This is a genomic window from Allosphingosinicella sp. (assembly GCF_059502505.1).
This window is the reverse complement of sequence record NZ_JCACEU010000015.1, coordinates 25,947-48,985: the sequence shown is the minus strand read 5'-3', so window position 1 is coordinate 48,985 and position 23,039 is coordinate 25,947. Positions and strand designations below refer to the sequence as shown.

At 67.7% G+C, this 23,039-nt stretch carries 25 protein-coding genes; 15 read left to right on the top strand and 10 right to left on the bottom strand.

Going from position 1 to position 23,039, the window contains the following annotated elements:
• Positions 1 to 56 precede the first annotated feature (56 nt).
• From AC5JBD_RS07900 to AC5JBD_RS07875, 6 genes are all read right to left on the bottom strand, one after another.
• Complete coding sequence (locus AC5JBD_RS07900) at positions 57 to 392, bottom strand: GIY-YIG nuclease family protein (RefSeq protein WP_495721245.1); 336 nt, start codon at positions 390 to 392, stop codon at positions 57 to 59.
• Between the two features lie 77 nt (positions 393 to 469).
• On the bottom strand, positions 470 to 781 hold the full coding sequence (locus AC5JBD_RS07895; protein WP_495721244.1) for a hypothetical protein: 312 nt from the start codon (positions 779 to 781) through the stop codon (positions 470 to 472).
• On the bottom strand, positions 778 to 1,059 hold the full coding sequence (gene flgM, locus AC5JBD_RS07890; RefSeq protein WP_495721243.1) for a flagellar biosynthesis anti-sigma factor FlgM: 282 nt from the start codon (positions 1,057 to 1,059) through the stop codon (positions 778 to 780). The genes AC5JBD_RS07895 and flgM overlap by 4 nt, the downstream gene beginning before the upstream one ends.
• 58 nt (positions 1,060 to 1,117) lie before the next feature.
• Entirely contained in the window at positions 1,118 to 1,624 is a 507-nt protein-coding gene (locus AC5JBD_RS07885) for a flagella basal body P-ring formation protein FlgA (RefSeq protein WP_495721242.1), read from the bottom strand.
• 56 nt (positions 1,625 to 1,680) lie between these two features.
• Positions 1,681 to 2,145, bottom strand: a complete 465-nt coding sequence (locus AC5JBD_RS07880; RefSeq protein ID WP_495721241.1) for an OmpA/MotB family protein — start codon at positions 2,143 to 2,145, stop codon at positions 1,681 to 1,683.
• Positions 2,142 to 2,819 (bottom strand): MotA/TolQ/ExbB proton channel family protein, encoded by a 678-nt coding sequence (locus tag AC5JBD_RS07875; RefSeq protein WP_495721240.1) that lies wholly within the window; start codon positions 2,817 to 2,819, stop codon positions 2,142 to 2,144. Before AC5JBD_RS07875 ends, AC5JBD_RS07880 begins: the two co-directional genes overlap by 4 nt.
• A gap of 198 nt (positions 2,820 to 3,017) precedes the next feature.
• Here AC5JBD_RS07875 and flgB point away from each other — a divergent pair, with 198 nt between their 5' ends.
• From flgB to AC5JBD_RS07800, 15 genes are all read left to right on the top strand, one after another.
• Complete coding sequence (gene flgB / locus AC5JBD_RS07870; protein WP_495721239.1) at positions 3,018 to 3,371, top strand: flagellar basal body rod protein FlgB; 354 nt, start codon at positions 3,018 to 3,020, stop codon at positions 3,369 to 3,371.
• Positions 3,372 to 3,375: 4 nt separating this feature from the next.
• The gene (flgC, locus tag AC5JBD_RS07865; RefSeq protein WP_495721238.1) at positions 3,376 to 3,780 is read left to right on the top strand and encodes a flagellar basal body rod protein FlgC; all 405 of its coding nucleotides are present in this window, start codon (positions 3,376 to 3,378) and stop codon (positions 3,778 to 3,780) included.
• On the top strand, positions 3,777 to 4,439 hold the full coding sequence (locus AC5JBD_RS07860) for a flagellar hook assembly protein FlgD (protein WP_495721237.1): 663 nt from the start codon (positions 3,777 to 3,779) through the stop codon (positions 4,437 to 4,439). The genes flgC and AC5JBD_RS07860 overlap by 4 nt, the downstream gene beginning before the upstream one ends.
• 35 nt (positions 4,440 to 4,474) lie before the next feature.
• The gene (locus AC5JBD_RS07855; RefSeq protein ID WP_495721236.1) at positions 4,475 to 5,758 is read left to right on the top strand and encodes a flagellar hook protein FlgE; all 1,284 of its coding nucleotides are present in this window, start codon (positions 4,475 to 4,477) and stop codon (positions 5,756 to 5,758) included.
• 7 nt (positions 5,759 to 5,765) lie between these two features.
• Positions 5,766 to 6,509 carry a flagellar basal-body rod protein FlgF gene (gene flgF / locus AC5JBD_RS07850; protein ID WP_495721235.1) on the top strand — a complete coding sequence of 248 codons (744 nt, stop codon included), beginning with the start codon at positions 5,766 to 5,768 and terminating at the stop codon, positions 6,507 to 6,509.
• A gap of 17 nt (positions 6,510 to 6,526) precedes the next feature.
• On the top strand, positions 6,527 to 7,315 hold the full coding sequence (flgG, locus tag AC5JBD_RS07845; protein WP_495721234.1) for a flagellar basal-body rod protein FlgG: 789 nt from the start codon (positions 6,527 to 6,529) through the stop codon (positions 7,313 to 7,315).
• Entirely contained in the window at positions 7,296 to 7,949 is a 654-nt protein-coding gene (locus AC5JBD_RS07840) for a flagellar basal body L-ring protein FlgH (RefSeq protein WP_495721233.1), read from the top strand. Before flgG ends, AC5JBD_RS07840 begins: the two co-directional genes overlap by 20 nt.
• Positions 7,950 to 7,960: 11 nt before the next feature.
• The gene (locus AC5JBD_RS07835; RefSeq protein WP_495721232.1) at positions 7,961 to 9,061 is read left to right on the top strand and encodes a flagellar basal body P-ring protein FlgI; all 1,101 of its coding nucleotides are present in this window, start codon (positions 7,961 to 7,963) and stop codon (positions 9,059 to 9,061) included.
• Positions 9,061 to 9,345: a rod-binding protein gene (locus AC5JBD_RS07830; RefSeq protein WP_495721231.1), complete on the top strand. Its 285-nt coding sequence runs from the start codon at positions 9,061 to 9,063 to the stop codon at positions 9,343 to 9,345. The genes AC5JBD_RS07835 and AC5JBD_RS07830 overlap by 1 nt, the downstream gene beginning before the upstream one ends.
• Complete coding sequence (gene flgK, locus AC5JBD_RS07825) at positions 9,342 to 10,691, top strand: flagellar hook-associated protein FlgK (protein ID WP_495721230.1); 1,350 nt, start codon at positions 9,342 to 9,344, stop codon at positions 10,689 to 10,691. The genes AC5JBD_RS07830 and flgK overlap by 4 nt, the downstream gene beginning before the upstream one ends.
• Before the next feature lie 11 nt (positions 10,692 to 10,702).
• Positions 10,703 to 11,542, top strand: a complete 840-nt coding sequence (locus AC5JBD_RS07820) for a flagellin N-terminal helical domain-containing protein (RefSeq protein ID WP_495721229.1) — start codon at positions 10,703 to 10,705, stop codon at positions 11,540 to 11,542.
• Between the two features lie 114 nt (positions 11,543 to 11,656).
• Positions 11,657 to 12,520 carry a flagellar motor stator protein MotA gene (gene motA / locus AC5JBD_RS07815; protein WP_495721228.1) on the top strand — a complete coding sequence of 288 codons (864 nt, stop codon included), beginning with the start codon at positions 11,657 to 11,659 and terminating at the stop codon, positions 12,518 to 12,520.
• A gap of 4 nt (positions 12,521 to 12,524) precedes the next feature.
• Positions 12,525 to 13,430, top strand: coding sequence for a flagellar motor protein MotB (locus tag AC5JBD_RS07810; RefSeq protein WP_495721227.1), 906 nt, complete (start codon positions 12,525 to 12,527; stop codon positions 13,428 to 13,430).
• On the top strand, positions 13,430 to 13,792 hold the full coding sequence (locus AC5JBD_RS07805; RefSeq protein WP_495721226.1) for a PilZ domain-containing protein: 363 nt from the start codon (positions 13,430 to 13,432) through the stop codon (positions 13,790 to 13,792). Before AC5JBD_RS07810 ends, AC5JBD_RS07805 begins: the two co-directional genes overlap by 1 nt.
• Before the next feature lie 236 nt (positions 13,793 to 14,028).
• Entirely contained in the window at positions 14,029 to 18,402 is a 4,374-nt protein-coding gene (locus tag AC5JBD_RS07800) for a DUF8508 domain-containing protein (protein WP_495721225.1), read from the top strand.
• Between the two features lie 134 nt (positions 18,403 to 18,536).
• On the opposite strand, the gene AC5JBD_RS07795 is transcribed toward AC5JBD_RS07800, so the two are convergent.
• The 4 genes from AC5JBD_RS07795 to AC5JBD_RS07780 form a co-directional block, all read right to left on the bottom strand.
• Complete coding sequence (locus tag AC5JBD_RS07795; protein ID WP_495721224.1) at positions 18,537 to 20,105, bottom strand: N-acyl-D-amino-acid deacylase family protein; 1,569 nt, start codon at positions 20,103 to 20,105, stop codon at positions 18,537 to 18,539.
• On the bottom strand, positions 20,102 to 21,091 hold the full coding sequence (gene dgcA, locus AC5JBD_RS07790; protein ID WP_495721223.1) for an N-acetyl-D-Glu racemase DgcA: 990 nt from the start codon (positions 21,089 to 21,091) through the stop codon (positions 20,102 to 20,104). The genes AC5JBD_RS07795 and dgcA overlap by 4 nt, the downstream gene beginning before the upstream one ends.
• Positions 21,049 to 22,083 (bottom strand): N-acetyltransferase DgcN, encoded by a 1,035-nt coding sequence (gene dgcN / locus AC5JBD_RS07785; protein WP_495721222.1) that lies wholly within the window; start codon positions 22,081 to 22,083, stop codon positions 21,049 to 21,051. Before dgcN ends, dgcA begins: the two co-directional genes overlap by 43 nt.
• Positions 22,084 to 22,154: 71 nt before the next feature.
• Positions 22,155 to 23,039 (bottom strand): LysR family transcriptional regulator, encoded by an 885-nt coding sequence (locus tag AC5JBD_RS07780; protein ID WP_495721221.1) that lies wholly within the window; start codon positions 23,037 to 23,039, stop codon positions 22,155 to 22,157.

The following is a 23,039-nucleotide window of genomic DNA, read 5'->3' as shown; positions in this document are numbered from 1 at the left end:
TTCGGGAGCATCTCTGCAACTGCCGTGCCACTTAGGCCCGGCGGCCCCTTACTTCGTCACCCCGGACTTGATCCGGGGTCCACCTTCTTGATGAGTGGCTCGAAACTGAAATCCTCGGCGAGATCACGCCAAACCGGATTATCTGTTTCCACCAGCGCTACCTTCCACTCGCGGCGCCAATTCTTGAGCTGTTTCTCGCGAGCGATGGCACTGTCCATGCTGCCGTGCATCTCGAACCAGACGAGGCGCTTCACCTCATATTGCGAGGTGAAGCCGCCGAGGGTTCCCGCTCGATGTTGCGCCACCCTCTGCAAGAGGTTCGATGTCACGCCAGTGTAGACTGTGCCGTGAAAGGCACTCGCCATGATGTAGACGGCCGGTTCGCGCTCCATCAGAATAGGCTAGAGGGGAACGACTGCAGGGAGAAGGTGGATGCCGGATCAAGTCCGGCATGACGAGGTGAGTAAGTTCAGCGTCCCGGGTGCGAATAGGCGCCGGTCAGCGCCTCGCCTCGGACGGCGGAAAGCAGCTCCAGCCGCTGGCGCGTCAGGTCCGTCAGAAAATTGACTCGGATGCGCGCCGCTTCGCCGAGCTGGGAGATGCGCTTCGCCCGCGTCTTCAGATCGGGAGATGCCCGCCAGCCGCCCATCGACCGGACCTCCGAGATCGCGGTGCGCAACTCCTCGAGCTTGCTCTCGATCGTCTCGACATCATCGCCGTCGAGGGCGCCGATCAGTTCTTCGTGCGCGGCCTCGAGCCGCTCCAGCGCGTTGGCGCTCATTCGCCACCCTTCAGCAGGTCGAGCTCGATCATCGAGCGGGCGATCTTTTCGGGATCGACCGGATAGCGGCCTTCGGCGATGGCGGCGCGAATGGCGGCCACCTTGTCGGCGTCGACCGGCGCGCCGGCCGCAGCCATCTCGCCGGCCGGGCTCGCCGGGCCGGAGACCGACCGCGATGCGCCGACGGCGGCGGATTTACCGGCCGCAGCCGGGCGCTCCACCGAGCCGCGCACCGTGTCGAGCCGCCCCGCCCCCGCCTTTCCGATTCCGTCGATCATGCTCTGGTCCTTTCGCGCGGCAATGCCGCTTCCATGGCTATAACGGCCGCAATCCGCATTACTTAAATCCCGGCAGCGTGACCCGTCCATCGGGCATGACCAGGCCGATAATCACGCCCTTCCTGGTCTCGGATCGAACGCGGATCCGGTCGCCCGGTGCGCCGTCCTGTTCGGCGATGGCGGGCGTGCTGACGCTGAAGCTACCAGTGAGAGCCGTCAGCTGCACCTGGTCGCCCTTGCGGATGATCGGCTCGGGCTTCTCGGCGGACGCTTGGGCGGTGCCGCCGGCGGGCCGGGTGAGCGCCACACGAATGCGCCAGCCGAGCGGCTCGCAGCGGACGATCACCGCACCCATTGCGGGCGGCTCCACGGTCGCAGCCTGCGGACAGGCAGCGAGCTTCAGCCGCTTGTCGATCGGCCGTGCAGGTCCGCCCGGGTCCCCAAAATCCGCTCCCAGCGTCGCGACCACCTTCCGGTCGAGCGCCGCCAGGTCCTCGAAACCCTCGGCATGAGCAGCCGTCCCGAGCAGCAGCAGCACGGGCACGAAGCGTCGGAAATTCGTCACCGGATACTCTCCAAACTATCTGGAGAGCCTCTGAAGCAACGGCCGTGCCAACTTCCTCAGCCGCCGTAGCGGACCACCAGCCTCTGCCCCTTCGCCTCCTCCTGCACCGTGCCGGGCATCACCACCAGCACCCTCTCCTCGGTCATGCCCGCTCCTACCAACGCGCGCGCGAGTGCGGCCGCGCGCGCGGCGGAGAGCTCCCACCCGTCGAAACGGCGTGCGCCCGCCTCGCGGCCGTGACTCTCGATGACCACCACCCGCTTTGCCTGGGCGGCCGCGGAGCCGATCCCGGCGAGCCGCTCCCGCGCAGCCGGCCGCAGCCGCGCCTCGCCCGGTTCGAACAGGCTTGCGGCTTGCGTGTCCAGCAGCGCCCGCGCCTCCGGCTCCATCGAGAAGGCAGCGCGCGCGCCGGCGGCGACGTCGGTGGCGTTCCCTGCCTGGAGCAGGACGAAGAAGCCGAGCAGCAGCATCATGATATCGGCCAGGCTGAGCGCCCAGCGCGGATAGGCTCGCGCCTTCATCTCTCGGCCTTGTTGCGCCGTCTCAGCCATTCATGCGTCGTCTGCGCCTCGCCACGGGCGAGCTTCTCGAGCCGGGCCAGCGCTGACCTCTGCCAGCGCAGTTCCGCCTCGGAGAGCCGCTCCAGCCGCGCCGCGGCGGGGCCGAAGAGGAGCGTGCCGAAAACGATGCCGTACAGCGTCGTCAGCAGCGCCAGCGCCATGGCGGGGCCGAGCGTGGCCGGATCGTCCATCGACGCGAACATGGCGATCAGGCCCAGCACGGTGCCCAGCATGCCGAGGCTCGGAGCGGCATCGGCGGCGGCGCGCCAGACGGCAACGGCATTTTCGTGGCGGACGGCGCGGGCGCCCAGATCGTCGGCAGCCCATTCCGCGAACGCCTCGGCGCTGGGAGCGTCGGCGAGCTTCAGGCCGGCGCGGCGGACGAACCTGCTCTCCTCGCCCACGCGGTCGGCGCAGGCGGTGCCGCGCTTCTCGGCGATCTGCTCGATCTCGCGCACCGCACGGCGGGCGGACAGCGCATCCCTTTCTGGATCACCGACGATGAGGATCTTGAGGGCAGCGATGGCTCGGAAGAGGTCCGCCCGTGTCGATCGCAGGGCGGCGGCCGCGAGGCTGCCTCCGGCGACCAGCGCCAGAGCGGCGGGATCGATCATTCGTGCGGCCAAATCGTACACTGCTCGAACCCCATTGCCGCACCGGCAAAAAATTGCCGCCTGACCGGCAAAGGCTTGCCGGCCGCACATGGCCCCTCACGCGGAGAACCGCGCAGAACCGTCATTTTTCCGTCTGGCACGCCCGTTGCATCCGGCACGCCGACAGCCTGTCCAATGCAATTAACGGCAGGATGGCACGGGATTTTAGGGGGGTTTGAGATGGCCGACGGCCAATCGATCTTCGGGATACACGGAACTGCGCTCGCCTTGCGTTCGCAGCGCCTGTCGATGCTCGCGTCCAACATCGCGAACGCCGCGACGCCGGGCTACAAGGCGCGCGACATCGATTTCGAGAAGGCGCTGAGCCTCGCCAGCGGCGGCCGCGGGATCGGCCAAGCGGCCGAGGACGCCGCCGCCTACCGCGTGCCGGTCACTCCTTCCCTCGACGGCAACACGGTCGAGCTCTCCACCGAGCAGACGCTCTTCGCCGAAAATGCGGTCCAGTATCGCACCACCCTCGCCTTCCTCGAGGGGCGCATCTCGACCCTCAAGCGCGCGCTGAAGGGGGAGTAAGATCATGGACAAGCCGATGAACGTCTTCGACATCGCCGGCCGCGCGATGTCCGCGCAGCTGGTGCGGCTCAACACGACCGCGTCGAACCTGGCCAATGCCGGCTCCATCTCCGCGACCAAGGAAAATGCCTTTCGCTCGCTGAAGCCGGTGTTCGAAAGCGTCACCGACCGCCCCGGCGTCGCCACCGTCGGCGTCTCCAAGGTTGTGCAGGCTGGCACGGAGCCCGTGAAGCGCCATTCGCCCGGCCACCCTCTCGCGGATGCCGAAGGCTATGTGTGGGAGGCCGGCGTCGACAGCTCGGCCGAGCTCATCGAGATGATCGAGAGCGCCCGCCAATATCAGAACAACGTCCAGGTCCTTCAGACCGCGAAGACGCTCACCCTCGACACCTTGAGGCTCGGCCAATGACCACGATCCCCAGCACGACCGGCACGTCGAACACCGGCGTTAAGACGGAGACCAAGCCGATCGGCTCGATGGACCAGACGGACTTCCTCCGGCTGATGACCACGCAGCTGACGACGCAGGACCCGTTCAATCCGGTCGACAACACGCAGATGGTCGCCCAGATGGCGCAGTTCAGCCAGGTCGCCGGCATCGCCGAGATGAACAAGAGCCTGTCCGGCATCGCCGCCGCGCTCGCTCCGGGCCGGCTCACCGACGCGGCGAGCTGGATCGGCCGCTCGATGCTGGTCGAAAGCGAATATGCGACGCCGCTGCAGGACGGCGCCTATGCCGGCGAGATCGATCTGCCCAAGGACGCCGACCAGCTGACGATCAGCTATGTCGACCAGAACGGCGCCGTCGTTCACACCCAGGACGTCGGCGCGCAGAAGGCCGGCAACTTCTCCTTCGGCTGGGACGGCAAGGACGCCGAGGGCAACGTCAAGGCCACCGGGCCGCTGCGCATGATCGTCAGCGCGTCCGGGAACGGCGAGGCGATCACCGCCACCACCTCCACCTGGACCGGCATCGCCGGCATCCAGTCGCCTGCCAATGGCGGCGTGACCAAGCTCGTCACCGGGCTCGGGCTGCTGACGCCCGAAGACGCCCTCAAGCTCTCCTGATCTCCAGCTCCAGATTCTAGCCAAGGAACCCAGCCATGTCCTTCTACACCTCGCTTTCCGGCCTCAAGGGCGCCCAGACCGACCTCGGCGTCGTGTCGAACAACATCGCGAACGTCGGCTCGTTCGGCTTCAAGAAGAGCCGCGCCCAGTTTGGCGACATCGTCGCGGCCTCGCGGACCACTGCCGGTCAGGGCACGCGCCTCAAGAAGATCGAGCAGCAGTTCAGCCAGGGCGGCTTCGAAGCCTCTTCCAAGGAGCTGGATCTCGCGATTGCCGGCAATGGCTTCTTCATGACCCGCGACGGCCTCACCGGCGGCAGCACCTACTTCTCGCGCAACGGTTCGTTCGCGATCGATGCCGAGCGCTACCTGGTCGACTCCAATGGCGGCTACGTGCAGGTCCTGCCCGTCGACACGGAAGGCAACGTGACGTCCGGCGGCATCGCGTCGGCGCGCAACCTGCAGCTGCCGCTGACCTCCGGCACGCCGCGCGCGACCAGCCTGATGGAGCTTTCGATCGGCTTCCCGTCGAGCGCCGATATCCCCGCGGATCGGGGCGCCTATACGTCGACGCCCTATGCGTTCGACCGGCTCGATCCGAACAGCTACAACCATTCCACCCAGACGGTCGTCTATGACAGCACCGGAAAGGCGCTGCCGGCGACCCTCTATTTCTCGCGCACCCAGTCGACCACGACCGGCGACCCGACCAACACCTGGGACGTCTACCTCTTCGTCGGCAACGAGCAGGCAAGTGCGGGCGGCACGCCGCCCACTCCGCTGACGCTGGAGTTCGACGCCGCCGGCGCGATCGTCTCGCCGACCACGCCGTCGGCGCTCAGCGCCGTCCAGCCGGCCGGCGCCTCGTCGCCGATCGCACTGACGCTCGACTTCGGCGCCGCGACCAACCAGGCGACCGGCACCTTCACCCTCGCCAGCCTGGAGCAGGACGGCTTTGCCGCGGGCAAGCTCGATGACGTCTCGATCAGCGAAGAGGGTCTCGTCACCGCGACCTTCTCCAACGGCGAGACGCAGGCGCTGGGCAAGCTGGTGCTGGCGAACTTCTCCAACCCCACCGGCCTCAAGCAGCGCGGCGACGCGCGCTGGTCGGTGACCGGCGACAGCGGCGATGCGCAGATCGGCGTCGCCGGCGAGGATGGCTTCGGCCGCGTCCAGTCGGGCGCTCTCGAGCGTGCCAACGTCGACATCACGGAAGAGCTGGTCGCGCTGATCGCCGCCCAGCGCAACTTCCAGGCCAATGCCAAGGCGATCGAGACGGCCAACACCATGACCCAGGCCATCTTCAACCTGAGGAGCTAAAAGCTAGATGGATCGGCTCGCTTATACTTCGCTGTCGGCGCTCCGGGGGGCGATGGCCCGCCAGACGGCGACGGCGAACAACCTCGCCAACGTCAACACGGTCGGGTTCCGCGGCGAAATGGCCGCGGCCCGGGCGCTGTGGGTGCGCGGCGACACGCACGAGGCGCGCGCCTTCTCCTCGAACGAGGTGAGCGGCGCCGACCTGCGTCCCGGCACGATCAACCAGACCGGGCGCGAGCTCGACGTTGCGATCGACGGCAGCGCTTTCTTCAGCGTGCAGGCGAGCGACGGCGAAGAGGCCTATACGCGACGCGGCGACCTGCAGCTCTCCGACACCGGCGTGCTGACGACCGGCGACGGCCATGTCGTGCTGGGCGAAGGCGGCCCGATCACTTTGCCGCCTGCCGACAAGATCGAGATCAAGCGCGACGGCTCCATCTACATCGTGCCGACCGGCGGCGATCCCAACCAGCCGCAGCTGGTCGACAAGCTGAAGGTCGCCTCCCCTGTCGGCTCCGACATCGTCAAGGGCCTGGACGGCCTGTTCCGCGTCCGCGGCGGCGGCGCCTTGCCCGGAGACACCAATCCCCGCGTTCTCGCCGGCAGCCTCGAAGGCTCGAACGTCGAGGCGACCAAGGCGCTCGTCGACATGATGGAAGCGAGCCGCGCCTGGGAGACCCAGCTGAAGCTCATCAACACCGCGCGCGAACTGGACGGCTCCGGCGCCGACCTGATGCGCCTGCCCGAATAAGCCCGAGGAACAAGAAGATGACCAACGCAGCCATGCACGTCGCCCGCACCGGGCTCGATTCACAATCCGCGCGGATGCGCGTGATCGCGAACAATCTCGCCAACGTGAACACGACCGGCTTCAAAAAAGACCGGGCCGAGTTCGAGACGCTCGCCTACCAGACCATGACGGTCCCGGGCGCGCCTTCATCGGCCGAGAACCGCTATGCGGTCGGCCTGGCGCTGGGCTCCGGCGTGCAGATGACCGGCACCGCCCGCGTCAACACCCAGGGCGCGATGTCGCAGACCGACAACCCGCTCGACATTGCGATCGAAGGCGACGGCTTCTTCCAGGTCGCACGCCCCGACGGCACCACCGGCTATACCCGCGCAGGCAATTTCAGCCTTTCCGCGGAAGGGCAGATCGTCACCTCCGACGGCATGCGCCTGCAACCGGAAATCTCCGTGCCGGAGGGCGCCACTTCAGTCACGATCGGCGCCGACGGCACCGTCTCCGCTCAGCTCCAGGGGCAGAGCGCCCCGACCGAGCTCGGCCGCATCGAGCTTGCCCGGTTCGTCAATCCCTCGGGTCTGCAGGCGCTGGGCGGCAACCTCTATGCCGAGAGCGCGGCCAGCGGCACACCGCAGGTCGGCACTCCCGGCCTCGATGGCCGCGGCTCGCTCCGCCAAGGCTCGCTCGAAGGCTCTAACGTCAACGTCGTGCAGGAGCTGGTCGACATGATCGAGACCCAGCGCGCCTATGAGGTGAACTCCAAGATGATCTCCGCCACTGACGAGATGCTGCGCAATGCCAACCAGCAGCTCTAAGCGCCTCGCACTGGTCGCGGTCGCCTTCCTGCTCATGGCGGGCAAGAAGCCGAACCCGTACGAGCCGAGCTACGCGCCGCCCGTCCAGGCCGCGCCCGCCAACGGCGCGATCTTCCAGGCGAGCCGCGGTTACGCCCCGCTCACCAGCGGCACCCGCGCCTCCATGGTCGGCGACCTGCTGACCATCGTCCTGGTGGAGCGCACCCAGGCCGCCAAGACTTCGGTTGCCAGCATCGGCCGCGACGGCAGCATCGGCCTGTCGCCGCCGGTTAGCGGGCCGTTATCCCTGTTCAAACCGGAAGAATTCAACATGGGCGGCGATACGTCCTTCGATGGGAAGGGCCAGGCCGCTCAGTCGAACACGCTCTCGGGCGAAGTCAGCGTGACCGTTGCGGAAGTCTATCCGAACGGCACCATGCTGGTGCGCGGCGAGAAGCTGATCAAATTGAACCGCGGCGACGAGTTCGTGCGCATCTCCGGCATCGTCCGCCAGGCCGACGTCACCGCCGACAATCGAGTGCCGTCCACGCGGGTCGCCGACGCCGACATCACCTACTCCGGCAAGGGCGAGATCGCGCGCGCCAGCCGACAGGGCTGGCTGCAGCGCTTCTTCACCCGCTTCAGCCCCTTCTGAGGATGCTTTTCATGAAACTCTTCCGCATCCTCGCTGCAGCCATGTGCGTGGCGTTCGCCGCTGCCCCCGCTCAGGCCGAACGCATCAAGGACCTCGGCACGTTCCAGGGCCTGCGCGCCAACCAGCTGACCGGTTACGGCATCATCGTCGGCCTCGCCGGCACCGGCGACGACAGCTTCGAATATGCGACGCAGGGCATGAAGGGCGTCGCTTCGCGCTTCGGCCTCAGCCTCCCCGCGGGCATCAATCCGGCGCTCAAGAATGCGGCCGCGGTGATGATCACCGCGGAGCTGCCGCCCTTCGCCAAGCCCGGCCAGCGTCTCGACATCACCGTCTCGGCGATGGGCAAGGCCAAGTCGATCCGCGGCGGCACCCTGCTGATGGCGCCGCTCCGCGGTGCCGACAACGAAATCTACGCGATGGCCCAGGGCAATGTCGCCGTCGGCGGTCTCGGCGTCGAAGGCGCCGACGGTTCCAAGGTGTCGGTCAACGTGCCCTCCGCCGGCCGCATCCCCGGCGGTGCGACCGTCGAACGCGCCGTGGACGCCGGCTTTGCGACCGCGCCGAGCCTGATGTTCAACCTTGCCGACGCTGACCTCACCACGGCCGCGCTCGTCTCCGAGGCGATCGCCCGCGACGTTCCCGGCGTTACAGCCCGCGCGCTCGATGCCGTTACTATTGCCATCGATGCCCCTCCTGGAGCGGAGCTGCGCACTTTGCTGATGAGCAAGATCGAGAATATCGAGGTCCAGCCCGCCGCCGCCCCGGCGCGCGTGATCGTCAACGCCCGCACCGGCACGGTCGTCATCAACGGCGCCGTCAGGATCACTCCGGCCGCGGTCAGCCACGGCAAGCTCACGGTCGCGATCAAGGAAAGTCCGACGGTGATCCAGCCCGAAGGCTTCTCGCGCGGCGAGACGGCGATCGAGGACGACAGCCAGATCCAGATCAAGGAGGAGGCGCGGCCGATGTTCGCCTTCGCTCCGGGCGCGTCGCTTTCGGAGATCGTCAAGGCGGTGAACGCCATCGGCGCCGCGCCCTCGGACCTCGTCGCCATCCTCGAGGCGCTGAAGCAGGCGGGAGCGATGAAGGCGGAGCTGGTGATCCTGTGATGGATCGGATCGCCTCGACCGACACGACGCCGAAGACGCAGACGGACGCGAAGCGCGAGCAGCTGAAGGCTGCCGCGACTGCGTTCGAGGCCGTGTTCCTGCGCCAGATGATCGGCTCGATGCGCCAGGCCAACCTCGGCGAAGACATTCTCGGCGGCTCATCCGCCGACACGTTCCGCGAAATGTCGGACGCGAAGCTCGCCGACAGCATGGCCGAAAAGAACAGCTTCGGCATCGCCGAGCTGCTGCTCAAGCAATTCGACGGGGTGGGGGTTAAGAAATGAGCGATCTTCTGGGCCTCGGCCTCTCCGCCGTCACTGCCTACCGAACCGCGTTGAGCGCGATCGGCGACAATGTCGCCAATGCCGAGACGCCCGGCTATGCGCGCCGCGACGTGCGCCTGCAGGAGGGCGTCAACATCGGCTCGCGCAGCCCGCTTTATCGCGAAGATCTGATCTTCAGCGGCGTCGAAGCCGCTTCGATCGGCCGCGCCTGGGATTCCTACCGCGCCGCCGATTCCCGCTACGCCGCCTCCGCTTCGGGCCGCGCGGACGTGCGCCAGCAGTGGCTCGGTGCCATCGAGACCAACTTGGGCGACGGGCCGACCGCGGTCGGATCGAGGATCGGAGCCTTCTTCAACGCGGGCGAGGCGCTGGCAGCAACACCGTCCGATCGGCTGGGCCGCACCGCGATGCTTTCGACGCTGGGCGATGCCGCCGGTTCGATCCGCGACACCGCGCAAGCCCTGGCACGGGTCTCCAACGGCATTGCCGGCGCCACCACGCAGGAAATCGACGCCCTCAATAGCGAGCTTAAGGCGCTTGCCGAGGTCAATACGGCGCTGCGCCAGGCGGCGCCCAACCAGACGACCTTCGCGTCGCTCCAGGACGAGCGCGACCGGCTGCTCGACTCGATCTCCGCGCGGATCGACATCACCGCCACGATCGGTGAAAAGGGCACGGTCACCGTCAGCCTCGGCGGCGTCAGCGGCGTCACCATCCTCAATGCTCAGCAGCGCGCGGAGATCAGCTCCGCGACCGCGACTGACGGGCGCATTCAGCTGCGCATGTTCTGGGACGGCACCACGTCCCCCCTGCCCGCGACCGGCGGCCGCCTCGCCGGCCTGGTCGACGTCGCCGCGTCCACCGCCGACAAGCGCGCGGAGGTCGAGGCGATCGCCCAGCAGTTCGTCACCGACGTCAACAACTGGAATGCCCAGGGCCGCACCGCGGCAGGCGTCGCCGGCGCACCTTTGCTATCCATGACGGCCGGCGCGATGTCGCTCGCTGTCGCGACCACGGATCCGGCCGCCATCGCCGCCGCCTCGGCGGACGGGACGGAAAACGGCAATCTCCTCTCCCTCTCCGCGCTTCGCGGACCGAATGGCGTCGAGAACCGCTGGGCCGCGCTCGTCGCCGCCCAGGCGCAGTCGCTCAACTCGGCCGCCGCCGAAGCGGCCGCTGCCGCAACCCGCCGCGACAACAGCTTCGCCGCTCGCGATGAAGTTTCCGGCGTCGACCTAGACCGCGAAGCCGCCGAACTGCTCCGCTACCAGCGCGCCTACGACGCATCGGCACGTATCATCCAGGTCGCTCGCGAGACGATGCAGACCATCCTCGACGTCCTCTAAGGATCGGCACCATGATCACCGGCACCCGTCATCGCCTTACTCTCGAGATCAACCGCCAGGCGAAGCTCGCGCAGGAAATTGCGCGCGGCCAGGCCGAGATCGCGACCACCAAGCGCATCCTTGCCCCGTCCGACGATCCGATCGGCGCCGCACGCGTCAGCGAGATTGCACGTGCGGAGGCAAACGAAGCGACCTGGATGCGCAACATCGACACCGCCTCCGCGCTTGCGGCGCGGTCCGACACGGTCCTCACCTCCACCGCCTTGAGCCTGGAGCGCGCGAACGAGCTGATGATCGCCGCCTCGACCGGCACCCTCTCGGATGCGAACCGGGCGACGATCGCCACCGAGCTTCGCGCGATCGCCGAGGAGCTGGCGGCCCTTCGGGACACGCGCGATCCGCGAGGCGAGCCTCTTTTCCGGGCCAATGGCGCCCTGGAAGTGCCGGTGAGCGCCGGCGTTCGGATCGCGCCCGTCGCGGACCGCGCCTCCATCTTCGACGCTCCGGTCGATATCGTCGCGAGCATAAACGCGGCGGTCGCGGCGGTGACGGAGCCCGACCCTGCCCTGCGGACCACCGCAAGCCAGGCGGCGCTGGCCAATATCAGCCTCGGCGTCACCCAGGTCGCGAATGCACGAGCCGATCAGGGCGTGCGCGCCAACCGCCTGGACGCGGTGCGCGAGGCGCTCGAGAATTCGGCGGTGCAGCTCGATGAGCAGCGCGGCGCCATCGAGGGAGCCAACATTCCCGAGATCATCGCCCGCCTGTCCTCGCGCCAGGTGAGCCTGGAGGCCGCCCAGGCGATCTTCGCGCGCCTCAACAAGAGCAGCCTGTTCGACATCATCCGCTGATCGGGCGTCTTAACCATCTTCCGCCGGGCTTAACCATAAAGAGCCCGCTTACCCTGCCGTAAATGTCTGTGAGGGCGGGCTTCTGGCCAGCCGGTAGCCGACGGGGTCTTGTTCATGTTTCCAGCAATCGGCGTCGTCGTCCTCCTCCTCATGGTCTTCGGCGGCTTCACCATCACGGGCGGCGCGCTCGGCCCCGTGATGCACGCTATTCCGCATGAGATGCTGATCATCGGCGGCGCCGCTCTCGGCGCGCTGATCGCCGGCAATTCGGGGAAGGAACTGAAGCAGCTGCTCGGCGGCTTCGGCAATGTCTTCAAGGGCCCGAAATACGCGAAGAAGGACTTCCTCGACACGATCTTCCTGGTGTCGCGCCTGATGAAGATGCTGCGCACCGACGGCCCCGTCGCGGTCGAGCCGCACATGGAGGATCCCAAGTCGAGCCCGATCTTCGCCGAGTATCCGAAGCTCCTGAAGGATGACACGCTCATCCACCTCATCACCGACACCCTGCGCTTGGTCGTCGTGTCGTCGGGCACGCTCGATCCGCATGCGGTCGAGGAGGTGATGGACAACAGCCTCAAGACCCACCATCACGATGCGATCCGCCCGGCGGACACGCTGCAGAACCTCGCGGACGCGCTGCCCGCCCTCGGCATCGTCGCGGCCGTGCTCGGCGTCGTGAAGACGATGGGTTCGATCGACCAGCCGCCGGCGATCCTCGGCGGCATGATCGGCTCGGCGCTGGTCGGCACCTTCCTCGGCGTGCTGCTCGCCTACGGCATCATCGGCCCGTTCGCGAACCGCGCGCGGCAGGTGATCGAGGGCGACGCCGCCATCTATCATGTCGTCAAGCAGATCATCGTCGCCTCGCTGCACGGCCACCCGCTGCCGCTGGTGATCGAGGCCGCGCGCTCCAGTATCAGCCACAACAACCAGCCCGCCTTCGCCGACGTCTTCGACGGCATGAGGGGCCGCTAAGATCATGGCAAGCGCTGCCAAGCCGCGGGGCAAGAACGAGCCCGAGCCGCGGCCGATCATCGTCAAGAAGATCATCGACGGGGGTCATGGCGGCCACCATGGCGGCGCCTGGAAGGTGGCCTATGCCGACTTCGTCACGGCGATGATGGCGTTCTTCCTGCTGATGTGGCTGCTCGGCATGACCGACGAGCAGAAGCGCCAGGGCATTGCCGACTATTTTACACCGACCCTGGTCGAGATGAAGCAGAACAGCGCCGGCTCCAATGGCCTGCTCGGCGGCGACTCTCTGATCTCCAAGGACAATTACCCGAACCGCGCCGCTCAGACCGGCAATCGCGCGATCGTCATCCCGGAGTCCGCCACCGGCGGGCCGAAGGAAGGCCATGAGCTGATGAAGGACCGTCAGGCCTTCCAGGAGCTGAAGCGCGCGCTCGACCAGCGCATGGAGCTGATCCCGGAGCTGAAGAAGCTCAAGGCCAACGTCCGCTATGTCGAGACGCGCGAGGGCCTGCGCATCGATCTCGTCGACGAGGCCAATTTCTCCATGTTCGCGCTCGCCACCGACCAGCTCGTGCCCCAGGCGCGGCGGCTGATCGGCGAGGTGGCGAAGGTGATCGAGGGCGTGCCGAACAAGATCATCGTCCGCGGCCACACCGACTCGCTCCCCTATGCCGCGGGCAAGTCGATGAACAACTGGATGTTGTCGACTTCACGTGCCGAGGCGACGCGGGAGGCACTCGCCAACTCAGGCCTGCCGGTGGATCGCTTCGCCCGGATCGAGGGCGTCGCCGACCGCGAACCCTATGTCGCTGCCGACCGCTACGACCCCCGCAACCGTCGCATGGCGATCATCCTCGCCTGGCGCGGCGACAGTCAGGCGCCCGCCACGGCTCCGCAGGGAGGCCGGTGATGCTGAAGTTCCTCGGCCGGGGCGGCGGGGACGCCGCTCAGGAGGCGACCGCCGCGGCGATCAAGGATCGCAAGGCCAAGCGCCACAATGTGACCGGTGCCAAGATCAACCTGCTGGTCGATTCGAACCTTTACATCCTGCACCTCAAGGACCTGAGCGCACTCGGGTTGTGCGGCATGACCGACGCGCCGCTGGCGGTGGAGCAGACCGTAATCGCCCACCTCGCGGAATATGATCAGCTGCCCATCCAGATCCGCTGGATCCGGCGGACGCTGATCGGCGCCGCCTTCTTCGAACGCCTTTCCGAAGAGAGGATGGAGCGTCTGCTCCGCGTTCACGCCCGGCGCCGCAGCACGGACTGACCCCCTCGCCCTGCCAGCGCGGCCGATTGACTTTGTCACTGAAAAGTAACAGGAAAATTATGTCTCGCTGTGGGACGGACAGGCGCTTGTAATTTCCCCGTCACACGGGGCAGTTAATGGCGGCGGGGCCGGCGGCGAGCCGGACGAATCATCGAATACCGCATGAGGGGCAGTCGCCACGACCGCTGGCCGTGACGCGTCGCTCTGCGCGGTGCTGCAGCGTGGGGACCTGAAACATGACGGCTACTTACTTTTCGCTCGCGACCGCCAATTTCTGGCAGGATTGGTCGGATCGAAACTCGATCACGGCCGACGACGACTGGTCGAACGTAGCCTCCATCGTCGGCTATCGCGGCGATAATCTGGTTCCCGGCGCGGGACGGAACCCGACCGGCGTCACGGGCACCAGCGACGTCGTCGACGTGATCGCCAACCCCAGCCCCAACGACCCCAACACCTTCAACACCGGCGGCGTCGTCGACTTTGACGACCTGCTCGACCCCGTCATCGCCTTGCAGGGCTCCGGCACCGCGGACGCGCCCTATCTCGTGATCCATCTCGACGCGACGGGACGGCAGGACGTCGTCTTCTCCACCCGCCTGCGCGACATCGACAGCGGCACCACCGCGACGCAGCCGATCGCCGTCCAGTACCGCATCGGCAATAGCGGCGACTGGCTCAATATCGAGGGCGGCTATATCGCCAACGCCAATACCGGCGGCGACACGATGCTCAGCGTCACCCTGCCCGCCGCGGTCAACGGCGAAGCTCAGGTGCAGGTGCGCGTGATCACCACCGATTCGACCGGTTCGGACGCCTTCATCGGCATCGACGATATCGGCGTCACCAGCACCCCCATCGAGGTCGAGGCGCCCGGCATCCTGTCCATCACCGACGCCGCCGCCGCCGAAGGCGATGCCGGCACCAGCGTGATCAGCTTCACCGTCAATCGCGACGGCGGCGCCAACGGTGCCGTCTCTGCGACATACATTGTGACCCTTCCGGGCGGCCCCGGCGGCGCGGACGGCTCCGACCTCGCCACCACCCAGCTGACCGGCACCGTGAACTTCGCCGATGGCGAGAACATTGCCACGATCACGCTCGAGATCGCCGGCGACACTGATTTCGAGCCGACGGAGACGTTCACCGTCGCCCTGTCCGGCCCGACCGGCGGCGCCACGCTCGGCGATGCCGAAGCGACCGGCACCATCACCAACGACGATGCCGCTCCTCCCAGCGACAGCGCCTTCATCAACGAAATCCATTATGACGACGCCAGCACCGACACCGGCGAGATGGTCGAGATCGCCGGCGTCGCCGGCACCGACCTCAGCGGCTGGAGCCTCGTCCTCTACAACGGCAATGGCGGCGTTCCCTACGCCACGATCCCGCTGTCCGGCGTGATCGATGACGAGGATGACGGCTATGGCGCGCTCGCCTTCGCGACGCCGAACATCCAGAATGGCAGCCCCGACGGCGTCGCCCTGGTCGACGCCAGCGGCCAGGTCGTGCAGTTCCTCTCCTACGAGGGCAGCTTCACTGCGACCGACGGTCCCGCCGCCGGCCTGACCAGCACCGACATCGGCGTCGCCGAGGAACCCGCGCCGGCCGACGGCTTCTCGCTGCAGCTCCGCGGCAGCGGCGGCAGCTATGAGGACTTCACCTGGGCGGACGCGAGCGAGCAGAGCTTCGGCAGCCTCAACGCCGGCCAGAACTTCATCGGCGCCAATGCCAATGGCGAAGTCAGCATCAGCGACGCCAGCGTCAGCGAAGGCGATGCGGGCACGCGCCAGCTCGTCTTCACCGTCACTCGCGCCGGCGGCGGCGCCGGCACCGGCACGGTCGCCTACACGATCAACCTGGACGGCACCGCCACCGCCGCCGATCTCGCCGCCGGCACGCAATATGGCGGCACCGTCACCTTCGCTCCCGGCGAGCGCACGCAGCAGATCGTCATCGACGTCGTCGGCGACGTGGTCGGCGAGCCGAACGAAACGCTGAGCGTGACCCTCGGTGCGACCACAGGCCCGGTCGTGGTCGTCGACGGCACCGCCACCGGCACCATCCTCAACGACGATCCGATCGCGCTGACCATCTACGAGATCCAGGGCGAGGCGCACCGCTCGGCCTATGTGAACCAGGTCGTCACCACCACCGGCATCGTGACGGCAGTCGACGACAACGGCTTCTACCTCCAGGACGCCGACGGCGACGGCAATGCCCGCACCTCCGACGCGGTGTTCGTCTTCACCGGCGCGCAGTCGAGCGTCCGCGTGGGCGACGCCGTCGAAGTGCGCGGCACGGTCACCGAGTTCCTGCCCGGCGGCGATGCGACCAACCTCACCGTCACGCAGCTCAACAGCAGCGCCGTCACCTTTATCTCCGAGAAGAACGACCTGCCCGACGCCGTGCTGATCGGCACTGGCGGCGTGCTGCCGCCGAGCGAGACGATCGACGATGACGGCTTCGCCACCTTCGATCCGGAGAATGACGGCATCGACTTCTATGAGTCGCTGGAAGGCATGCGCATCACCATCGATGCGCCGCTCGTCGTCACCAACACGAACGGCTTCGGCGAGACCGGCGTGGTCGCCTCGGGCGGGGTCGGCGCCACCGGCGTCAACAGCCGCGGCGGCATCACCATCTCGGAAGGCGACTATAATCCCGAGAAGATCCAGATCGACGACGATGCCGGACTGTTCGCCGGCTTCAACCCGGCCTTCACCCAGGGCGACCGCCTCAGCAACGTGACGGGCGTCGTCTCCTACAGCTTCAACAACTATGAGGTGCTGGTCACGGAGGCCGTGTCGGTTACGGAGGACGTAACCCTCGGCCGCGAGAGCACTTCGCTGGACGGCGACGCCGACAATTTGTCGATCGCATCGATGAACGTCGAGAATCTGAGCCCGGCGGACACGCCCGAGAAGTTCGACCTGCTCGCCGGCAACATCGTCTACAACCTCTCCGCTCCCGACATCATCGCCCTGCAGGAAGTGCAGGATGGCAATGGCGTCAATGGCACCGACCCGCTGTCGGGCGAGGCTTCGGCGCAGGGCCTGATCGACGCCATCGTGGAGGCCGGCGGCCCCCGCTATGTCTATGTCGAGGTGGCGCCGAGCCGTGCAGGCGAGACCGGCGGCGCGGCCGGCGGCAACATCCGCAACGGCTTCCTCTACAATCCTGACCGGGTGTCGCTGGTCGAGGGCGGGCTGTCGCTGATCGAGGCCCCTGCCTTCGAAGGCACCCGGCGGCCGCTGGTCGGCACGTTCGAGTTCAACGGCCAGCAGGTGAGCGTCGTCAACGTCCACTTCACCTCCCGCTTGGGCAGCGAGACCCTCTGGGGCAGCAGCCAGCCGCCGGAAAATGGCGGCGACGGCGCCCGCGAGGCGCAGGCGGACGCGGTCGCTGCTTATGTCAACGAACAGCTCGCGACCGATCCGTCGCTCCGCCTGCTCGTCGCCGGCGACTTCAACGGCTTCTATTTCGAGGAATCGCTCGCCTCGCTGCATGAGAACGGCGTGTTCACCAACCTCTACGGCCTGCTGCCGGAGGAGGAGCGCTACTCCTACATGTTCGAGGGCAATCTCCAGCCGCTCGACAATATGGTGGCGACCAACGGCCTGCTCGCCGGCGCCCGCTTCGACGTGGTCCACGTCAATTCCGAGCAGCCGGAGGAACTGCGCAGCTCCGACCACGATCAGCTGGTCGCGACCTTCTTCATCCCCGGCCAGAACGCCGCGCCCGTCGCGGCCGACGATGCAGTGGCGGTCAACGAGGACGCGAGCACCGGCAACCTCTGGGATCAGCTGCTCGGCAATGACAGCGATCCCGACGGCGACGCATTGTCGATCGAGTCGGTCGACGGGACGGGCACGCTCGGCAGCCTTGTCTTCGATGCGCAAAGCCAGACGCTCCGCTACGTCGCCGACAATGACAGCTTCGACGCGCTCGCGCCGGGCGAGACCGTCATCGATCGCTTCGACTACACCATCACCGACGAGGACGGCCTGACCAGCACCGCCACGGTGGAAGTCACCGTCACCGGCGTGAATGACGGCGAGATCCGGATCGGCACGCCCTTGGGCGACAGGATCGAGACCGGCGCCGGCGAGGACCAGCTCTACGGCGGCAAGGGCGATGACATCCTGATCGGGGGCGATGGTCACGACCTGCTCGACGGCGGCCGCGGCGGTGATCAATTGTTCGGCGGCAACGGCAACGACGCCCTGACGAGCGGGTTGGGCAACGACCAGCTCTGGGGCGGCGAGGGCGCCGACACGTTCGTGTTCGCGCGCGACGGCGGCGCCGACTTCGTTTACGACTTCAACGTCGACGAGGATCGCATCCGCCTGGAGAATCTGGAGATCCGCTACGTCCGCGTCCGCGACTTCGACGGTGACGGCACGCTGGATCTCAACATCGCCTTCGCCAACCCCGACGGCTCGCTCGGCGCCGGCGCCGTCAACCTCTACGGGGTCGACGACATCAGCAAGGTGCAGTTCGAGGGCATGGCGCAGTCCACCTTCGCAACCAGCCTGGCCGGCGCGGGAATCCACGACAGCATGTCCGACGCCCACGCCTTGCACTTCTTGAGCCAGCCGCTGATCTGATCATTTCGGCTACAAGCCCGCCGCAGCCGTTCCCCAACGTGCTGCTGCGGCGGGTGCCGGTCGGACGCGAGGTGCATTCTCGTTCAAGGCGAGGCGCACGCCAAGACTGGGCCCCCGCGGGCAAACATTCGCTTTCAACGCTGAGGGCAGCTACCCGGCGGCGGAGTCTTCGCGATCGCGCGACCGGCGGCGGCGCCGGTCGCGTCGCCGTTATCGACCGCCAGGACGCCGTTCACGAGGACGGTGCGGACGCCCGTAGCAAGCAGGGTCGGCTGCTCGTAGGTGGCGCGGGCAGAGAAGCGCTTCGGATCGAACACCACAACGTCGGCGAAGGCGCCGCGCTTCAGCCGGCCCCGGCCTTCGAGGCCAAACGTGTCCGCTGGAAGCGCGGTGCTGCGCTCGATGAAGTCGCGCAGGGTGATCACCTTCCGGGCCACCACATATTCCGAATATTTCCGTGGGAACGTGCCGTAGGCGCGCGGGTGGCCGGTGGAGGCGTCGGAGCCGGTCATCACCCAGGGGCGGCGCATGAAGGCGGCGATGTCGGCCTCGGTCTGGTTGAACGAGGCGACCGACGGGTCCGCCACCCGAATGACCACGATGGCGGCTGCGACCGGGCTGAGGCCCATGGCCTTGGCGACCTCGGCGAGCCTGCGGCCCTTCTGCTCACCCTCGGTGATGAGCAGGGACTCCGCGCCGCCGCGGCGGCGAAGGTTGTCGCCCATTTCGCTGCGCAGCCTCTCAATGACCAACGGGTCGTCGAAGCGCTTGAGCAATGCGGCGCGCCCGCCATCCTGCGCCCAGCGAGGCACCAGAGATGAGGCGAGGCTCGTGCCCGAGGCGGACCAGGGATATTGGTCGGCGGTGACCTTCTGGCCGGCGCGCTGGGCGGCCTCGATCCTGGCGATGATCGCGGGCGCCTGACCGTGCACGTCCACGCCGAGGGCCTTGATGTGCGAGATGTTGACGGGAAGTCGCGCCTCACGCCCGACCGTGATCGCTTCGTCCACGGCGGCGGCGAGGCCGATCGAGTAGCTGGATTCGTCGCGCAGATGGCTGTCGTAGGTGCCGCCGCGAAGGCCCGCCTCGCGCGCAAGCGCCACCACCTCGTCCGATTTCGAGAAACTTTGGGGCGCATAGAAGAGGCCGGTGGAGAAGCCGAGCGCGCCCTGGCACATGGCGCTGGCGACCAGCTGCTTCATGCGCGCGAGCTCGGCCGGCGTCGGCGCCCGGTCCACGTCGCCGATCACCTGCCGCCGTACCGGGCCAAGGCCGACATAAGCGGCATAGTTGATGCCGACAGGCTTGCTCTGCGCGCTGCCCAGCACCGCCGCCACCTCGGGATCGCCGCCGCCGTCATTGCCGATGAAGGCGGTGGTCACGCCCTGCATGAGGAAAGCCGGGATGAGACGCGTGCCGGCGTCGTCGGAGGCGAGCTGCTCGGCGGCATGAGTATGCGGATCGATGAAGCCGGGCGCGACGATCATGCCGCTCGCGTCGACGACACGCTTGGCCGGCAGGGACAGGCTCTTGCCCACGGCGCGGATGCGGTCGCCCGAGATCGCTACGTCGCCGACGAACGGCGCGTCGGTGCCGGTGTAGACGGTGCCGCCGCGGATCATGAGGTCGACCTGCTCGGGCGGCGCTGCGCCGAGTGAAAGGATGCTTGTCGCAAGCAACAAAGCGAGGCGGCGAACTCTCATGGCGTTCCCCAGAAGCAGGGTGCGGGCGGATGAAGGTAGCCGCCCTCGTCAGTGACACCGCCAGGCCGGTCCTCTTTCAGCCAGATCGGGCCGTCAAGGTCGACGAAATCGGACATGCGGGCGATGTGGAGAGCGGGCGCGATCGCGAGCGAGGAGCTGACCATGCAGCCGGTCATCAGGCCAAGGCCTGCCTCGCGAGCGGCGCGGGCGAGCGCGAGCGCCTCGGTGAGGCCGCCGGTCTTGTCGAGCTTCACGTTCACGACCTGATAGCGGCGGGCGATGACCGGTAGGTCGGCGGCAACGTGCAGCGCTTCGTCGGCGCAGATCGGGACAGACGGCGTGAAGCCCTCCAGCCATTCATCCTCCCCCGCAGGCACGGGCTGCTCGAGCAGATCGGCGCGGACTTCCACGAGCAGGGGCTGGAACGCCTCGACCAGCGCACGGTCCCAGCTCTCGTTCGGATCGACGATCAGCCGCGGCTCCGGCGCCGCCTCACGCACCGCCCGGATCTGCGCCTCGGGATCGTTCGCATCGACCTTCACCTTGATCAGCGGGACGTGGGCGATGGAGGCGGCGGCCCGGGCCATGGCCTCGGGCGTATCGATCACGATGGTCAGCGCGCTCGCCAGTCGTTCGGGCGATGGGGCGCCGATCCTGTCTGCGACGCTCCGGCCGGACCGACGGGCTTCGAGGTCCCACAAGGCGCAATCGACGGCGTTGCGCGCCGCGCCGGCCGGCATCTTCTTCAGGAGCTCTTCGCGACCGGCACCGCCTTCGATCAGCGGCCGCACCTCGGCGACCGCGGCGAGGGCGCTTTCGAGGCTCTCCCCGTAACGCGGATAGGGAACGCCCTCGCCGCGCCCGACCTTGTCCCCCTCCCTGATCGTCACGGTGACCACGTCCGCGGCGGTCTTGACGCCGCGCGCGATCCGGAACGGCTGCGTCAGCGCGAAGCGATCGTGCTGCGCGTCGAGGTGTCTAGGCATAGAAGCCGGTCGATGATGGTCTCCACCCCGAAGGCGATGGGATCGGTGCAGGGCAGGCCGAGCTGATCCTCGGTCCGCATGCAGAAGCCGAGAGCGGCATCGCGGTCCATCTCGGACGTATTCAGACAGATGCCGACCGCTCGCACGTCCGGGCTGGTCAGCCGCGCCGCCTCCAGATTGCGCTCCAGGCATTCGGCGAGGTCCGGCAGCGCCCGGCCCGGAATGCCGCGCATATGCGGGCGCTCCGGCTCGTGGCAGAGCACGAGCGCCTCCGGCTGCGCGCCGTGCAGGAGGCCCAGCGACACGCCGGCGAAGGATGGGTGGAAGAGCGACCCCTGCCCCTCGATCAGGTCCCAGCCGTCATCGTCGCGGGCCGGCGCGAGCTGCTCGATCGCGCCCGAGATGAAGTCGGCGACGACCGCATCCACCGGAACGCCGCCCCCTGCGATCAATATGCCGGTCTGGCCGGTGGCACGGAAATCGGCGGCAACACCGCGGTCGCGCAGCGCGCGGGTCAGGGCCAGCGTCGCATACATCTTGCCGACCGAGCAGTCGGTGCCGACGGTGAGAAGGCGGTGGCCCGGCCGGGCATAGCCTTTGCCGACCGACAAATTGGCCGGCGGATCGCGCACGTCGAAGAGCTGGAGCCCGTGCTCCCACGCCAGCGAAGCAAGCCGCGGCTGGTCACGCAGCCGCTCGTGGAGGCCCGCAGCGACGTTCATGCCGGCCTGCAGCGCCGCGGCTGCATCCTCGATCAGCTCTTCCGGCAGCTTGCCGCCGGCGCCGGCGATACCGAGCACCAGGGTGCGCGCCCCCTTCGCAACCGCTTCGGCCATGGTGAGGCGCGGCAGGCCGAGCGTCTGCGGGCAGTCGTCGTGGCGGAATTCGCCGACGCAATCCTCGGGGCGGAAGGTCGCCAGGCCGCGCGAGGTCTTGATCCCCAGCGCATCCGCGCTGCGGCCGAGATACAGAAGGAAGGGCGCAGGTATCATTTCGCTCTGAAACGTATCGGAGGCCCTTTCGCCGCACGCATAGCGAGTAGCGGGCTCACCATAGCTTGCCGTTATGGCGCGTCGATCACCTTCGCGAGGGTCTTGAGGAAGTCGGTGGCCAGCGCGCCCGGCGGCCGGTTGATCAGGAACATGGCGTGAATGTCGAAGGCGAGCTGGGGCTTCAGCGGCCGCATCGCGAGGCCGGGGCCAAGCGCGGCCTGGGCGGTGAAGCTGTCGACGACGGTCATGCCGACGCCCTGCCGGACGAGGGCGCTGGCGATGTAGAAGGTGCGGGCCGAAACCACCTCGTCCAGCTCCAGTTCGAGGCGCTGCAGCTCCTGCGTGAAGAGCTGGCCGATCGGCCCGCTCGCGGCGAGGCTGATGAAGCGCTGGCCTCGCAGCCGCTCGAGCTCGATCCGCGGCGGCGCGTCCGGCATGTCCTGCTCGCGATAGAGGACGACGAGCTCGCCTTCGCCCAGCCAGTGCTGCGCGATCGGGGCGGCCGGAGGCACCTGATAGGCGATCGCGATGTCGGTCTCGCGCTCGTAGAGCTTCCTCAGCAGATCGTCATGATGGACGGTCTGGAGGTCGAACTTCACGTTCTCGTGGCTCCGCATGAACCGCGCGACCGCGGTTGGGATCGCCTCTAGCGCGAGCGAGGGCAGGGCCGAGATCCGCAGCATGCCGCCGACGCCGCGCCGCAGGTTGCGCCCCGCCTCGCGCAGCGCATGGACGCGGTCCTGGATCTCGCTGACCTCGGTGAAGAGGGTGTGCGCATCCTGCGTCGGCACCAAGCCACCATTGGTGCGCTGGAAGAGCTGGAAGCCGAGCAGGCTTTCGGCATGGCGCAGCATCTTCGAGACGGACGGCTGCGAGACGTTGAGCGCGCGGGCGGCGGCGCTGACCGAACCGTTGACGTAGACCGCGTGGAAAATCTCGATGTGACGAAGGTTCAT